This window comes from Streptomyces sp. NPDC002669 (genome assembly GCF_042889165.1).
GTDB lineage: Bacteria > Actinomycetota > Actinomycetes > Streptomycetales > Streptomycetaceae > Streptomyces.
On sequence record NZ_JBIAQQ010000001.1, the window covers coordinates 556,852 to 572,273 of the forward strand.

Consider the following 15,422-nt stretch of genomic DNA (forward strand, 5'->3'; position numbering starts at 1 on the left):
GGCTCATCCGCCGCGACGGACCCGCTCCCCCAGGTCCGAGAGCAGATCGTCGAGCACCGCCTCCTCCTCGACCCGGATCCCGTGCTCGGCGAGGGCGACGGCCAGGGCCGGGTCCCACGGGGTCGCGGCGGGCACGCCGGTCAGCCGCTGCGGTTCCGTCACCCCGGCCAGAGCGGCCAGGTAGTCGGCCGCCCCGAAGCGCCAGGGCCGCCACGCGACACCGCGCCCCAGCGTCGCGGCGATGCGCATCCCGCCCCAGTCGAAGTCGCCGTGGTGGAGGAACCCGGCTCCTCGCGCGGACAGGCCGCGCAGCAGGGCGAGCGCCGCCGCCGAGGGCTGCCCCTGGAGGCACACCATGGGCGGGCACGCCGGTCCGAAGGTGTCGGCGGCGGCGGACAGGACGGCCGGGTTCTCACACACGTACACGGTCCCCGCCCCCGGGAGGGCGCCGCTCGGGGCGTGCCGGGTGAGCGAACGCAGCGTCAGGACGGCGGGCTCCCCCTCGTCGGCCGCCCAGTCGAGGGCCGGTGTCCCCCGCAGGTTGAGGGTCAGGACGGTCGACGACACGTCGTCCCTGAGCAGCCCCGCCGACGCCCATGCCTCCCGCCGCCACTCGGCGCCGGAGCCGTCCGGGAAGCCCGTGAGGGCCCGGAGCCCCGAGAGGACCAGGGCGGCGAGCGGGGTTCCCTCGTCCAGGGCGTGGGCGCCGGAGAGATGGCGTGCCGCGAACGTCGCACGTGACACCGGAGGAACCGCGGGCAGTGCGCGCAGCGCCCGTACGGCGGCGTCCACCAGCGGACCGGCGGCTTCCGGGGCGCGTGCGAGCCGCCGTACGAGGCCGTCCCCGCGGACCCGTGCCGCCCAGTCGACCAGCCCGGGGCCCAGGGCGGCGAACGGTGCGTACGCGTCCTCCCAGGCCCGTTCCTCCCGGTCGTGCACCTCCGCGTGCACGGCGACGGGCCCGGTCAGGGCCACCACCGCGGCCTCCAGCCCGTCGGGACCGGCCCCGGACCGGCGCAGCACCTCGTCCACCGCGTCGAGGCGTACGGTCAGGGAGCGGCCCGCGCCGGGTGCGCGCCCCAGCAGGCGTTCGGCGGCCTCCCGCTGGAGTTCGTCGGGGTGGGCCAGGGTGACCGTGCCGGTCAGGGGCCGGCCGGCGGCCATCCGTCGGCGGGCGCGGTCCAGGAGCCAGGCGAGGCCGGGGTCGCCGAGCAGCCGCCCGAGGCGGTCGGCACCGGGGCGGTCGGAAGGGCTCACCCCCACAGGGACTCCTGCTCTCCCCGGTCCTGCGCGGCGGTGTCCCCCGGGGCCGGCACGGCGGTTCCGCCCGGTTCCTGTACGGAGGCGTCTCCCGTGCCCGGCACGGCGCCGGTTCCTCCCGGCTCCTGCGTACCACCGGTCCCCGCCGTCCCGGTGGCCGTTCCCCCGACGCCCCGGCCGCTCCGCTCGCGGCCGTCGGGCTGGAGGGGCACCGTCGTCGTACGCGGTGCGGTTCCCGGCTCGGTGCCGCGCCGCCGGTCGAAGCCGTCCCATTCCCACCGGGTCACCAGGACGGCGTCGATGTCGTCGACGCGGGAGAGCTGTGCGATGGCGATGCCGGGCACCTGCGGGTAGCAGGCCCATTCCCGTTCGCTGGTCATGACGACGTCGAGGTCGAAGGCGCGCAGCAGGCCGAGGCACTTGGCGCGGGAGTCGTCGTCCACTCCCGCGAACGCCTCGTCCAGGGTGACCAGTCGCGGGGCGTGCGCGCCGCCCGCGCTCGCGTAGTGGGAGGACGCGGCGGCGAAGAGCGGTACGGACGCCGCCAGGACGCGTTCGCCGCCGGAGGCGGGCCCGGTGGCGGGCACCCACTTGCCGTGCTGGTGCCGTTCGACGCCGAACTCGTGCCACGCCCGGTAGTCGAGGGCGGCGGTGAGGTCCTCCTGCCAGCTGCCCGCGCTGTCGTCGGCCTGGCGGCGGGCGATCTGCTCCTGGAGGAACACCCCGACCGCCGCCCGGTCCTGCGGCGACCAGGCGTCGGCCGACTGCCGCAGCCGTTCCCGGGCCTGGGCCAGGCCCTGCGGGGCCCGGCGGGAGGCACGCCACACCAGGCGCAGCTTCATGCCGGTCGAGGTCGGGCGTTCCTCCAGCTCCCGGTTCATGGCACGCACCCGGCGTTCGGCGGCCCCGATCAGTTCCTGGAGCGTCCCGGCCACCTCGGTGATCAGATGGGTCTCCAGGATCTCGCGTTCGTGCGCCGACAGGAGGCGGGTCAGCTCGGTGACCTCGGTGGCCAGCGCCTCGGCGAGTTCGGGCACGGCGCGCCGTCGGCCCTGGTAGACGATGTCGACCCGCATGCCGTCCTCGCCCGGCCGGGCCGTCGCGGTGTGCCCGTGCCGGGAGAGCGCCTCCTGGAGCCGGCCGAACTCCTCGCTCAGCCGTTTCTGGACGCGTTCCCAGGCCGCGTCCGAGTCGTCGGTGGAGGAGAGCCGGGACTCGATGGCACGGGCGAGGTTCACGGCGGGGGTCGCCGCCCACGTGCCTCCGTCGTCGTCCGGTACGGCGACGTCGGGGAGGGCTACGGCGAGCAGCCCGGTCGAGACGAACCGCTGGAGCGCCGCCACGGCGCGCCCGCGCGCGGCGGTGGCGTCCGTGACGTCCTCCTCCAACCGCTCGATGCGCCCCTCGGCGTGCCCGGCCCGCCGGTCCGCGTCGCGGATGTCCGCCTGTGCCCGCTGCTGTTCGTCCGCGCAGGCGCGGGCGGCGGTCGCGGTCTCCTCCAGCCGCCGCTGGAGTTCGGCGACGGCCGCTCCGACGGTGGAGCGGAGCGTGCGCAGGTGTTCGTCCGCGGAGGCGGCCAGGCGGCCCGCCTCCGCGGTGCGTTCCGCGAGTTCGAGGGCGCGGTGTTCGGCCCGGTCGGTCTCGGCCCGGTCGCCGGTGACCGCGTGCTCGGCGTCCGCGCGCTCGCGCAGGGCCGGCCACAGTTCCGCGAGGTGGGCGGTGTGATCGGCGAGTGCCTGACGCACGAGGGCCAGTGCCTCCCGGTCTGTGGGGAGGTGCAGGTCGGCGGCCGTCTCGCCGAGTTCGGCCGCTCTGCGCCCCGCTTCCCCGGCCGCCCCGTCGAGTTCGGCGGCCCGCTCCCGCTGCCGGGCGCGGGCCCGCCGGACCGCGTCGGTCGCGGCGGTGACCCGTGCGTGCGCGTGGCGCAGCTCGTCGTCGCCGGGTACGGCCGCGAGTTCGGCGTCGAGCACCTCGCGGCGCCCCGCCACCGCGCGCAGCTCCCCGGCCAGCCGCTCCCGCTCCGCCTCCAACTCGTCCCGTTCGACGTGCAGTTCGGCGATCCGGGCGCGGCGCGCCTGTTCCCGCGCGCCCTCCCCCACGTACTGGGCGCCGTCCTTGGCCCAGCTCCCGGTCAGCGCGCCGATACGGAAGCTCCCGTCCGTGGCGACCCAGGTGCCGCGGGACCCGGCCCCCCGGTCTCCCCCCGCCGGCCCGGCACCGTCCTCGCCGATCAGCCCGATCGAGGCCAGCAGGCGCTGGACCGCCTGTTCCCCCACGGCTGCGGCCCCCGCGTCGGCGTGGTCGACCGCCGGGCACAGCGCCCGGTCGAGGCCGTTCCCGCCGGACGGGTCCACGGGCGCGAGGAGTACGTCGAGGCCGTTCCCGCCGGGCCGGTCCACGGGCGCGAGGAACACGTCGTGCCCGTCCGCCGCGACGGCGGAACCGTCCGGCCGCACCCAGGCGTCGAGGAGCCCCGACGCCTCCAGGGCCGCCTCCAGTCCGGCGCGTTCGGCCCCGGTGACGTGCGGACGGAAGTCGACCAGCCGCCACAGCGGGGCCCCGACGCCTCGGGTCCGGACGTCGGGGGTGCGGGTGTACGGAGCCGAGGGGCCCCGCTGCCCGCCCGCTTCGAGCGCGGTCAATTCCTGTGCCACCAGCCGCTGCCGTTCCGCCGTCGCCGCCTCGCGGTGGGTCAGGGCGGCGGCCCGGTCGGCCAGGTCGGAGGCGAGGGCGCGGTGGGTTCCGGCCGCGGCGACGAGCGCCGGGTGGGGGCCGTTCAGGTGGCCCGCCCACTCCTGCACCGCGTCGAGCACCCCCGGCAGCCCGGCCGGCCGCAGCTCCGCGCACCCGGACAGGTGCTCCCGGACGGCCGCGACGAGCGCGCGCCCGGCCTGTGCGGCTCCTTCCTCGGCGCGGGCCAGCAGCTCCCCGGCGTGCGCGGCCTCCTCGTCGGCCTCGTCGGCGCGCAGCCGGGCGGCGTTGTGCGCCTCCCCGGCCCGTTCGGCGCGTTCGGCGAGGGCCTCCACGTGACCGACGGCACGCCGTCGGCCCGCCGTCGCCTCCTCCGCCGCGCGGCGCAGCGCCGTGACGGGGGCTTCCTCGGTCCGCGGGACGTCGAGCCGGGCCGCCGCGGCGCTCCCGGCCACCCGGCCCAGGACGTCGTCCAGTGCCTCCTGCGCGGCGGTCAGCCGGTTCGTCGCGGTGTCGAGCCGCCCCAGGGCCCGGGTGTGTGCCTGGTCGGCCGTCCGCCGGTCCGCCTCGGCGCGCGTCAGGTCCGCCGCCGTGCGGGAGGCGTCGACCGCCGCCTGGTCGAGCGCGCGGGCGTCGCGCATTTCGGGCCCGGTCCGCAGGGCCGCGTCCTGCGCGCCCAGCCGCGTCGCGTGCTCGTCGAGCGACGCGGCCCGTTCCTGGGCCTTCGCCCGGTCCGCCACGGCCTGTTCGCGGGCCTCCTGCGCCTTGAGGAGTTCGCGCTGGATGTGCTCGTAGCGGGCGTGTTCGGTGCGGGGCAGCCGGGCTCGGCGCCGGGAGGCGATGCGGGCGTAGCGCCGGTAGTGGTCGAGGAACCCCGACGACGCCTCCTCGGCCTCGCGGGCCGCCCGCAGCTGTTCCTTCTCCTCGTCCAGCGACCGGAACGCCTCCGCCGCGTCGGCGACGACCGCCTGGTCCATCGGCGGCAGCGCCTCCGTCAGTGCCCGGGACAGGGCCGCCTCGTTGGGGCGCTTGGACAGTTGGGGCTGGCGCAGCTGGATGAGAAGGTCGACGAGCGCGCCGTAGCGCTGCTCCCCCAGTCCGAAGAGGGCCTCGTCGACCGCCCGGCGGTACGTCTTCGCGGTGTCGTACACCATGCCGCGGCTGCCGACGGCCTCCGCGAGCCGGTCCCGGGACAGAGCCGTGCCGGTCGCGTCGAGCAGGTCGAGTCCGGCGCCGATCCGCTGGTCGGTCACCGCGAACCAGTGGCGGGCGATGCCGCGTCCGGTGACGGCCTTCAGCCCGCAGAGCAGGGTACGGAAATGGGGTTCGCCGGTGGTCCCGTCGAGCCGTCCGAACTCGATCCAGGTGTAGCCGAGCCGTTCGGGATGTGGGTGCTCGCCGCCCAGCAGCAGGTTCCACTCCATTCGTTTGCCCGGGTCGCCGTCGGGCTCGACCCGGCGGGCGGAGAGGTCCCCGTCCAGCAGGAACGGCAGGGTGAGGGCGAGCACCTTGGACTTCCCGGTGCCGTTGTTGCCGCGCAGCAGCAGCCGGCCGTCGCGGAACCAGAACTCCTCGACGTCGTAGTGGAACAGGTCGACGAGCCCGATGCGCAGGGGCCGCCACCGGCCGGGGGCGGGGTGGGGGAGGGCGGGGGCCGGGAGCCCGGTCGAGGCGCGGTTCACCTTTCGTCCTTCACGATCGTGTCCGGTGAGGTGGGAGGGTGCGGACGGTTCGGTGGTGTCCCCGGTTCCCTGATGACGGCCTCGCCGACCGCGTACCGCGCGAGGGCCGGCCGCGGCACGACGCCCCGCCCGGTGTGCTCGGCAAGTCCCAGGGCCACCAGTTTCTCCAGGGCCTGTGCCACCAGTACGGGTTCGGCACCCGGCTCCCTGGCCGACTTCGCCCAGAAACTGCCGTGTTCCGCGGCGAGTTCGCGCACCCGTCGTGCCAGCTCCGCCGGTGCCACGGGCCGCCCGGCTTCCGCCAGGTGCTGGGCGAGCAGCAGGGTGACGTGCCCGTGCGTGCCCTGTTCCGGCATGCGTACGTCGGTGAGGTCGTCCAGGGGGTCCACCATGGCGACGCCCTCGGCGCGCACCTCGGGAACCAGCCCGGTCAGTTCGCCGATCCGCGCGGTGATGAAGCCGCGCTGCCGGGTCAGGTAGGCCAGTTCATCGTCGGTGAGGTCGTCGTAGTAGAGCACCGGGTCGTCGAGGAGGAGGCGGGTCAGCTTCCAGCGGATCGCGCGGAACCTCAGTTCGTCGCTGTCGAGGGCGGTCCGCGCCGTCATCTCCACCAGCCGTTCCTCGAACCCCTCGGCCTCGACGAGGGAGGGGCCGCGCAGGAACGCCGGCATCCCGGCCAGCACGCGGCGCCGCACGTCGTACAGCACGTCCCCGGATCCGCTGATGTACGCCTCCTCGTCGCCCGCCACCCTTCGCAGCACCCCGGCCCGCAGCAGCAGCCGCACGACGGCCGCGAGGTCGAGGCGTTCGTCGCGCCGTTCCAGGGTGAACACGATCCCGGCGGCGACGAGTTCGGGATCGGCGGCGGCCAGAACGATCTGTTCGGCGAGCCGGCCGAGCGCCACCTGGGCCTCGCCCCGTTCCAGCGCGGCCAGCGCCAGGCAGAGCAGGACGTAACGGCGCCTGGTGAAGGGCAGTGCGGTCCGGGTGGCCTCCCGGGCCGGATGCGTGGCGTCGGTGAGGGTGCCCGGCGTCTTGCGCAGCCGCGCGGCGTCGGCGTCCGTGCGCAGCGTCCAGCCGACGTTGCGCTCGAACCACTCGCGCAGTTCGGCCTGGTGCCGTCGCACCAGCCGGAACTCGTCGGCGTACGGCCCGTCGGCGGTGAGCAGCGGCTCCTTCAGCAGGGCACGCGCGGCGCGTTGCAGGTCGGCCCGGCGCTGGCCGTCGAGGACCTCGGCGAGCGGCCCGGTCACCGCCCCTCCCCCGACCCCGCGACCGTCCCGGCTCCGGCCGGCGCGGATGCGACCGGTTCGGCTCCGGCGGACGCGGGTGCGACCGGTTCGGATGCGACCGCCCCGGGTGCGAGTCCGGCCGACGGCCCGAACCGGATCTCCTCCGTGAGATCGATGATGTCGATCAGGTGGTCGGGCCCGCTGAACACCCCGTCGGGCGTGCGCACTTCGGCCGTCGAGCCGTCGTCGAGCGCGGTCAGCCGGATCTCCATGGTGCCGTCCCCGCTGGTGGCCACGGTGGTGGTCGTCTCCGGCCGCCAGGTGGCGAGGGCGTCGCCGAGCAGCCTCAGGAACAGCTGGAAGGCGACCTGATCGAGCTCCCCCAGCCGGGACAGCCGCACCGGTCCGCCCGTCGCGAGCCGCTCCCTGGCCGCCCTGACCTCCTCGGACTGTCTGGCGGCGATCTCGGCGAGCCGCCGCTTCGCCTCCCCCCGGTCGGCCACCCGGCGCGGCTTGCCACGCCGCTCGTAGCTGCCGGTACGGCGCAGCTGGGGGCTGATCCGCAGCGGTCGCGCCCCGGCCCACGGCGTCGAGGCCGGTTCGGGCGCGGCCGTCCGCTCGGTGAGGGTGTCGCCGTCGACGGTGAGGTGGCGGGACGGATACAACCCGAACGCCACCCGCCACAGCCGGTGCCGCGCCGCGTCGTCCGGTGCCTGGGCGAACCACCGGGCCAGCGTGCGGAAGTCGGCCGAACGGTCGGACCGCCCGGCCCGACGCTCGTTCAACTGCCGTACGACAGCCAGGAGTTGCGGGATCGACCCGAGCGCGCGCCCCCGCAGCAGCCGGGCCTGGGACTCCCGCCCCTCCCCCGAGACGAACCACTGCGCGAGCCCGGACCACCGGGCCGCCCACCGCTCGTACGCCGCCGCCTCCGCGTGCTCGGCCTCGTCGGGTGAGGCGTCGACGGCCTCCCGGGCGGCCGCGATCCGCAACAGCGGCCCCACCCGCCCCTGGTCCTCCAACTCCCCGATCAGCAGGGCGATCCGCCCGCCGAGGGTGATCAGGTCCTGGATGAACCGTTCCAGGTACTGGATCAGCCGGTCCTTGTACGCGAGGAACGCCTCGACCTCGATGTCGTGCAGGTCGATGGTGCGCTGGAGCGACCCCATGAAGGCACGGGCGTTGTCGGCGAGGTCGGTGAAACGCGCGGTCAGCACGGACAGGGCGACGTACGCCTTCGCCGGGTCCGGCTCGTCCTGCGCCGCGATCACCAGCAGCGCCCGCAGCTGCGTGACGATGTCGTGCAGCGCGACCGCCTGGAGCTCCCCGCGCCGTCCCAGCACCTCGTCGTACGCCCCCAGCGCCGCCTCGGCCGCCTCACCGGCCCGGGTGAGCTGGTAGATGAACCGCCTGCGGTAGAAGTCCTCGACCGCCGTCACCCGCGCGTGGTCCGGGTCGGCCCGCAGGTTCCCCCAGCCGACGAGGCTGTCCAGCGCCTTCGTCACCGCCTCCACATCGGAGGGCCGGCTCCCCGCCTCCAGGGCGGCGTACACGTCCTCCGGCCGCAGGTGCACGGCGAACCGTTCCTTGGCGGCGAGGAAGGCGCGCATCACCTGTCGGTAGAGGGGAGCGTTGGGGACGGTGAGGTGGGCGAAGGGACTGTAGTCGGCAGCGGACGGAACGGGGCCCCGGACCGCCGCCTCCCGGTTCCGCTCGCGAACCGGCCGCCGGTCCCGCGCGCTCCCCCGGTCTCCGTCCTCCAGCATGACCATGCGGTTCGCCGCCCCCACCCTCGCACTCGCGTCGCCCCGGATCGTTCCGAGTCGTTCCGGATCGTTCCGCCCTTCCCGACCTCCCCACCCTACCGACCGTGATTCCGCCGTACCGATCGAGTGATGGCCAGGACCGGGCGGGCACCACGCGGGGTGACCGAGAGCCGGATGATGAAGCGGCCGGTGGGGGCGGAGTGTCGGGCGAGCCCCGGACGAAGTACCGAGTGAGACGCCACCGAGCGGCCGGTATGACGATTCATGTCACTCAGCATGGTCGGCCACCTCTACACCAACCAGTGACGACATCGGTACGCAACATCACCGTCGGGGCGGTGCGGCCTTACGCGGGGTGCCGACGAGCAGCTGGGCACGGACGAAACGGACGTGGAAATACGCGAACGCGGGTGTGACGGGGCAGGGAACGCAGGGCGGTGGCGACCGGATGGGGCCGTACGACGGAGACGACGAGGGGTCGGCGGCCGTACTGCGGACGGTCGGCCGGGTGGCGAAGACGTGCCGCGAGCGAAAAGGGCTCACCCAGGCCGAGTCGGGTGCGGCCATCGTCTACAGCAAGGAGCAGGTCTCCTCGGTGGAACGGGGACGGCGCGCACCGAGCGCGACGTTCCTGGAGAAGGCCGACGAGGTGCTGGAGGCGAAAGCGATCGAGATCTGCACCTATGCCAACTCCGTCGTCCACAGCCTGCTCCAGACTCCTGACTACGCAAGGGCTCTGTACGGGATGCGGCGTCCGGCGTTCTCCGAGGAGGAGGTGGAACGGCTTGTCGCCGCACGACTGGCGCGTCAGGGGATCTTCGAGGAGATCCAGGTGATGCCCACGGATCGCGAGGACCACGCCAGCCTCGCGGGGTCGCTCCAGTTGCTCCGGCTCAAGGGCGGAGACACCGTGGGGCACAACGAGGTTCAGCTCACCAATCAACTGATCTCCCATACCCAGAAGGTCCAGGTCCACAAAATCCGCCATGGCATCTTCCGGGCCCAGGCCCTCACCCCCGTGAGTCGCTGTCCCACATCGAAAAAGCGCTGGGCTGAGGGAGACAGGATGACCAACCCCTCGACAGGGAACAGTCCCGTGCCGAACTGGTTCAAGAGCAGCTACAGCACGAATGACGGCCCGGAGTGTGTGGAGGTCGCCCTCGCCCCCGGGACCATCCACGTACGCGACTCGAAGCACACCTGGGGCCCCAACTCGCCTTCGCCCCCGCCAATGAGCCGCCTTCGTGTCGTACACCGCCGATCACCACTGACACACTGCCGCGTTGATGCCCCGCACCGGGTGCGGGACATCAACGCGAGGCAGCCTCGAGCACCCGCACCAAGCCGCACACGGAGGCGGGCGAGATCAAGCTAACGCTCCACCCCCTCGTGGCGCCTACTGCCCTACGGGCATCGAGCACCTGCGAGAAGTGGTCCCCGAACTCCGATGACCTGTCGGCGACCGGCTCGCCGCCCTCCGACTTCGAGACGATGCTCCCGGCGAGAACCGTCGCCACGACGGACTGAAGGCCGTCGGGCCCCTTGGCCAGACCGTCCCTGGTCGGATGCAGGTTGAGGACGGGACGGCCTGGACGAGGCAAGTGATCCGGGTGGTCGAGCACCGGGGCTCGCGAAGGAGCCTCAGGCCTTGAGGGTGACCACGGCCTGTTCGACGGGTGCGCGGACCTCGCGTGGGACCGGTTCACTGTCTGCTGACCCATGAAAAGGGTCTCCCGCCATCCTCGACGCGGGGCGCGGACCGTGCCACCGGCATCCCGGCAGCCCTTGCTGGCCCAGCACGCGGTGTTGGCCTCGGCGAGGGCGTCTGCGATGCCGTGTCCGCGGGCCGCAGGCCGCTCGAATGTCATGGACGGCGACGGGAAGGGCCGGTGACGATGCCGCCCGGAACGCCTCCGCAGGGGGCGGCGCGAGAGCAGCCGGGACCTCGACAGCCTCGGTGATGTATGGGTACGTGGTCATGGTCCCGATGCCGAATCCGGCCGCGTGTTGGGCATACGGGTGGCCGTCGCGGAGATGGGCAGGAGCGAGCGGGGTCCGGCGGCCGGCTCCCGGGCGCTATCGGCGGGTACCGGGCTCCTGGCGACGCTGACGAAGCTTGGCGGACAGGAAGCGCGGGGCAGACCGGACACGTCGATGTCTGACGGGTGGACAAGCGCACAAAACCTCTGCTGGAAAAGCATTTCTTGGTCGGAAACCCATCTACCAGTGGCTTCACCTGCCTGTCAGCCCAACTGCCTGCCCAACCCGACAGGTCGGGAAGAGCTCACTGGGTCGATGCCAGTGCCTCGAAATTCGGCCAACTACGCAGGCTGCCCACCAGCACGCAGGAGTGGCGGGCTCAGCACCCATGCGTTGCCTCTTCGGTAGAGCGCGGCCGGGCGGCCCGTAGAGAGCATCCTCTGTTCGCCCGTAGCCTCCACGAACCCTGTGGTCCTCAGCACCTTGCGCCGAAAGTTGCTCGGGTCCAGCGGCCGCCCCCAGACGACTTCATAGACCATACGCAACTCGCTGAGGGTGAACTCCGAGGCGCAGAAGGCCGTGGCGACAGGGGTGTATTCGAGTTTGCGCCGGACCTCCTCCAAAGCCTCGGCAAGGATCTCAGAGTGATCGAACGCCAGCTTCATCCTGCCCCGGTCAAGCTCCTCCACGGTTGCCCAGTAGGCGTGCTCCGCATCGGTGCCGCCCACAGGCACTGGCAGGTCGGGCCCCAGAGCCAGGTATGCGACGGTGACCACTCGCCCTCTCGGGTCCCGGCCGGGATCACCGTAAGCACCCAGTTGTTCCAGGTGCAACAGCCCGCCGTCGATGCCGGCTTCCTCCCTCAACTCGCGCAGCGCCCCCTCCCTCAAGGTCTCGCTCTTCTGGACATACCCGCCAGGAAGCGCAGGCCGGCCGAGAAAGGGCTCCACCCCCCGGTCGACCAGGAGCACCATCAGGCGATCGCCACGCAGCGTGAAAATCGCCAGGTCCACGGTCACCCACGATGCCTCCACCTCATCGGAATCTTTCAGCCACTCATCCACGGGACCCCCTAAAGGTCACATTGACTTAAACACCCTCGCCTCTTATGGTCACATAGACCTTAACCTCAAGAGGCGAGGGCAGGGCATGGCCATTCCCCCCGTACCACCAGCAAAGGTCTCCGGCGACGAACTCACGGCTGCAACACGGCACTTGTGCGCGGGTTCGTACGTGGACGAACATTTCCGCGACCTCGTGATCGACAAGGTCTGCACGTCGCCGCACCGCAGGGTCGCCCCGTCCTACGGCTTCGACATAGTCCCTGTCATGCGCCACGCGTGGCGGGCCGCCACCCTTACAGCCGTTCTGCGCGTCACGCTGCTGGTGTCAGTGATAGCGCCTGCATACGCAGGCGCCCTGCCCGCGAGCGTTCTCGTGGCATGTGGCCTCGCCCTCCTGTGGCTGCTCCGTCTGGCTCTGCTCATACATCGGGGCAGCCGCGAGCCCCGGAGCGACCGAAAGCCCGGACGCCGCAACAAAGGGCCGCAGTACCGTCATCAGCGCCGTCTCCAACGAATCCTCCCGCGAAGGAAATCGGAGAAGTCACAGGCGCTACAACGCATCGGGGGTATCGCGCTCGGCCTGGTGGCGACCGGCCTCGCGATCGGGCTCGTCCACCCCCACCACGCCACCACTGCCCTTCACATGGGAACGAGCATCGTGGTCACGTGCCTGACCGTCGGAGCGTTACGCCAACTGCAGCTCAACCGGATCCTTCGGGCACCGACCCTGCGCCCCGGCCGGCTGTCCCCCCGGCAGCAGGTGGCCGACGTTCAGCAGAGGGACGTTCACACCGTGTATCGCCGTCCCCGCCACAGCCAGGACAAGGAAGCAACCGACGATGACCTGACCGCGTTCACCCTCTTCGGGGATGAGTCGCCATTCATCGGTGCCGGAGAGATCGTCTACCAATGGAACCCACCCATGAGCGTCCAACTCCTACGCCCTGTCGAGGACGACGACGCCCCTCTGCACGAACGGGAACACCCTGTACCTCCGTTCCAGGCCCACGAGCTCGTTGAGCACTTACGCGACGCGGTCCATCTGCTGAACACCGACAGTCACGATGTCCGCCTGCCCGCCCAGGTCAGGGACCGCGTCTATGTGTCCGAGACCGACGTGGCAGCCGACCGTTCCCTACTCCCCCGGAAGCTCACTGATGTAGATCTGCGGGAGATCATCAACACGCCAGGGTCGAAGGGACATCATTTCCTCGAGGTACACGACACCACTGGAGGGTGCGGAGTACGTCGCGACCGTCCTGCTCCACGTCAGCGTACGGGGACGGACCCTGATCATCTCCACGGCAGCGTGCGTGCTCGCACACACCCCGAGGTCCTTCCAACGGACAGCCGAATTCGGCCAGCACGGCCTCATCGCGGTCGTATGGGCCGCTTTCCGCGAACTGTCCGCCCTACCCCAGCAAGTCCAGCACTCGTGGCGGATCATCCGCTTTCTCCGCGCCCTGGTCAAAGCTGCCGTCCTCCCTCCGGATCTCACTTCCACGCCGATACGCAACATCCTCATCGGCAGTCGTATGAGCATCCGGGAACAGTCAGCCCAGGCGTGGTCCAAAGTGCAATTGGAGAAGACAGACATCCTCGGTCGGATGAAGACGATCGAGCAACGCCTGCTCCGGGCGGCAGGCGACTTCCTGCTGGCCAAGGGCGTGGACGCGTCAGGGTTCAACGACCGAGCCCTCAAGATCATCAACAGCGGAATCTTCAACTTCGGCGACAACAACACCATCAGCAACAACGCCGTGGGCGATGCGGCTCAAGTCGGCGCACCGGCGAACCCTGCCACAGGGGCAGACAACCCCAGCAACGGAGGAAATCCGTGAACACCAACCGAGGCATCAGCGCCCACGGAAGCAGCAACACCATCAGCAACAACGCCGTGGGCAACCACGCCCGAGTCGTCACGATGCCTCCCGAAGAACGAAGCGGCGTACCGGTGACTGGTTCAGTGGAACCAACGGATCGAGGCACGTGGGACATCGGGATCGTCACCATCCTCAGCGAGGAACTGCGCGCACTACGCGACGAGTTGAAGCTTGAACGACACAAGGAGCCAGGCGGCCTCTACTTCTATCGCGGAGAACACTCCACTCCGGACTCGACCGTTCGCATCGTCGCCACTCAGACTCAAAGTCAGGGGCAACGGTCGGCCATGGCCGCACTGGAGAATCTACGACGCCACTACACGCCTCGGTTGTGGGCTCTCGTCGGCGTGGGGGGTGGTATCCACGACGAGCACGCCCAGATCGGGAACGTCATCGTCTCGACCGAGGTCGTCTACTACGAAAACCGCAAGATCAATCCGCTCGGTGACATCCGCAGGCGCGGCGAACACCGGCAGGCCCCGGCTCAGGTGGTGCACGCAGTAAACGCATTCTTCACCGAGCACGGCACCCCCGCCCGTATCCACGGTCAACTGACCTCACGTTCCTCACAGGAATACGAGGTGTATCCGGGGCTGATCGGCTCCGGTGAAGCAGTCATCGCCGACCGCGAGAGCGACATCCGCCGATACCTCGCGCACTACAACGAGAAGGTGCTGGCGGTGGACATGGAGGCGGGCGGCTTGAGCCAGTACTGGCAGGAGAACTCCATCCATGACGAGATGAACCCCGGCTGGATCGTCATCCGAGGCGTGTCCGACAACGCCGACGAAGAGAAGGGGCACGCACACCACGAGCTAGCAGCCCGAAACGCCGCCCATGTTCTACGGCTTCTGCTGCCCTTCCTCTGCTGACGCAATCGATGCCCTGCCGAATGCAACCCAACACCGGAAGAGGGCTCCACATGAACGACTTCCTGATAGGGATCCTCGGCTCTCTGGCAGCCAGCGCGATCCTCCTCGTTCTCGGCTTGCTGCGCGGCGCCCGTCCCATGTGGTGGCTGATCGCTGTCTGCTCCCGATACACGAGAACCGGGCTCGGGCGCGTTTACCTCAACCAGTCCTCCGCCGAACAGGACCTCGCTCGCGACCTGCGACGAGCCCGCTGGGTCAAAGTCCTGGCAGGTCGAGGAAACGTACTCACCCGTGAGGTCTTCTCACCCTTGTGGTCGACAGAGCCGACCTCACAGTCCGTCCAGATCCTGTTGCCCGACCCCAGCCCCCGACAGGACTCGTGGCTCGATCGGCGCTCTCAAGAGGTAGCTCGGTTCGACCCAGGCTTCACCCGAGGTCTGCTCAGAAGCCAGGTCCGAACGAACATCGAATACTTGGCCCGGGTGACACAGACGAGGGACAGCATCGAACTGCGCACCTTCAACCTGCCGAACAACTGCCGTGTGATCGCGACGGACCGTGCCGCCTACCTAACTTTCTACAGCGCGTCGGCACACGGCAGGAACTCTCCGTGCCTGTATGTCCGGGCTCCTGGCATTCTGTACACCGCCGCTCTACGCCAATTCGACGCGACCTGGGCACACGCCACACCAGCCCTTCCGGCCCCCCTCCTCTGAGAACCAGGAAACCTACCTGATGTGGTGGGCCTTCATGACGAGAGCCAACAGCCTGAACATCCGCGTGCCCACTTGAAACCTCAGGTCAGACGGACACGCGGATAAGCCCCGCACTTCACTTGTTGGGCGAGTGAAACAGGCCGAGCAGGCATTGAATACCACGAAACCGTAGGTCAGAGCCCTTACTGATCGTTTCAGAATGAAGTCCGGAGTCGTCTCAAGCAAATGATGCTGCAGGCGAGTTGAAGCAGACCGAGATGGAGGTCGGCGCGTATC

At 71.0% G+C, this 15,422-nt stretch carries 9 protein-coding genes and 1 pseudogene; 4 read left to right on the forward strand and 6 right to left on the reverse strand.

All coding sequences use genetic code 11. From position 1 onward, the window contains the following. Nucleotides 1–3: 3 nt before the first annotated feature. From ACFYW1_RS02460 to ACFYW1_RS02475, 4 genes are read right to left on the reverse strand one after another with little or no spacing between them, the layout of a single operon-like run. On the reverse strand, nt 4–1,257 hold the full coding sequence (locus ACFYW1_RS02460; protein WP_388985866.1) for a TIGR02679 family protein: 1,254 nt from the start codon (nt 1,255–1,257) through the stop codon (nt 4–6). Then, nucleotides 1,254–5,633, reverse strand: a complete 4,380-nt coding sequence (locus tag ACFYW1_RS02465) for a TIGR02680 family protein (RefSeq protein ID WP_388985868.1) — start codon at nt 5,631–5,633, stop codon at nt 1,254–1,256. The genes ACFYW1_RS02460 and ACFYW1_RS02465 overlap by 4 nt, the downstream gene beginning before the upstream one ends. Next, nucleotides 5,630–6,886, reverse strand: coding sequence for a TIGR02678 family protein (locus tag ACFYW1_RS02470; RefSeq protein ID WP_388985870.1), 1,257 nt, complete (start codon nt 6,884–6,886; stop codon nt 5,630–5,632). Before ACFYW1_RS02470 ends, ACFYW1_RS02465 begins: the two co-directional genes overlap by 4 nt. Further along, nucleotides 6,883–8,631, reverse strand: coding sequence for a TIGR02677 family protein (locus tag ACFYW1_RS02475; RefSeq protein WP_388985872.1), 1,749 nt, complete (start codon nt 8,629–8,631; stop codon nt 6,883–6,885). Before ACFYW1_RS02475 ends, ACFYW1_RS02470 begins: the two co-directional genes overlap by 4 nt. A 355-nt stretch (nt 8,632–8,986) precedes the next feature. Here ACFYW1_RS02475 and ACFYW1_RS02480 point away from each other — a divergent pair, with 355 nt between their 5' ends. Continuing rightward, nucleotides 8,987–10,006, forward strand: a complete 1,020-nt coding sequence (locus tag ACFYW1_RS02480; RefSeq protein WP_388985874.1) for a Scr1 family TA system antitoxin-like transcriptional regulator — start codon at nt 8,987–8,989, stop codon at nt 10,004–10,006. A gap of 207 nt (nt 10,007–10,213) precedes the next feature. Here ACFYW1_RS02480 and ACFYW1_RS02485 read toward each other — a convergent pair. Together ACFYW1_RS02485 and ACFYW1_RS02490 are read right to left on the reverse strand one after the other, a co-directional pair. Beyond that, nucleotides 10,214–10,832, reverse strand: a pseudogene (locus ACFYW1_RS02485) (IS5/IS1182 family transposase); the annotation flags it as partial. A 120-nt stretch (nt 10,833–10,952) separates the two neighbouring features. Beyond that, nucleotides 10,953–11,675 (reverse strand): NUDIX domain-containing protein, encoded by a 723-nt coding sequence (locus tag ACFYW1_RS02490; protein WP_388985876.1) that lies wholly within the window; start codon nt 11,673–11,675, stop codon nt 10,953–10,955. Between the two features lie 1,313 nt (nt 11,676–12,988). Here ACFYW1_RS02490 and ACFYW1_RS02495 point away from each other — a divergent pair. Genes ACFYW1_RS02495 through ACFYW1_RS02505 form a run of 3 tightly spaced genes read left to right on the forward strand, consistent with a single transcriptional unit; the run spans nt 12,989 to nt 15,146 of the window. Further along, nucleotides 12,989–13,516: a hypothetical protein gene (locus ACFYW1_RS02495; RefSeq protein WP_388985878.1), complete on the forward strand. Its 528-nt coding sequence runs from the start codon at nt 12,989–12,991 to the stop codon at nt 13,514–13,516. Beyond that, nucleotides 13,513–14,430, forward strand: a complete 918-nt coding sequence (locus ACFYW1_RS02500) for a hypothetical protein (RefSeq protein WP_388985879.1) — start codon at nt 13,513–13,515, stop codon at nt 14,428–14,430. The genes ACFYW1_RS02495 and ACFYW1_RS02500 overlap by 4 nt, the downstream gene beginning before the upstream one ends. A gap of 50 nt (nt 14,431–14,480) precedes the next feature. Then, nucleotides 14,481–15,146 (forward strand): hypothetical protein, encoded by a 666-nt coding sequence (locus ACFYW1_RS02505; protein WP_388985881.1) that lies wholly within the window; start codon nt 14,481–14,483, stop codon nt 15,144–15,146. Nucleotides 15,147–15,422: the final 276 nt, after the last annotated feature.

Bases quoted from the DNA above. Each gene is read 5' to 3' on its own strand.
- ACFYW1_RS02475 (WP_388985872.1), bottom strand. From the start codon at position 8,631: ATGCTGGAGGACGGAGACCGGGGGAGCGCGCGGGACCGGCGGCCGGTT.
- ACFYW1_RS02505 (WP_388985881.1), top strand. From the start codon at position 14,481: ATGAACGACTTCCTGATAGGGATCCTCGGCTCTCTGGCAGCCAGCGCG.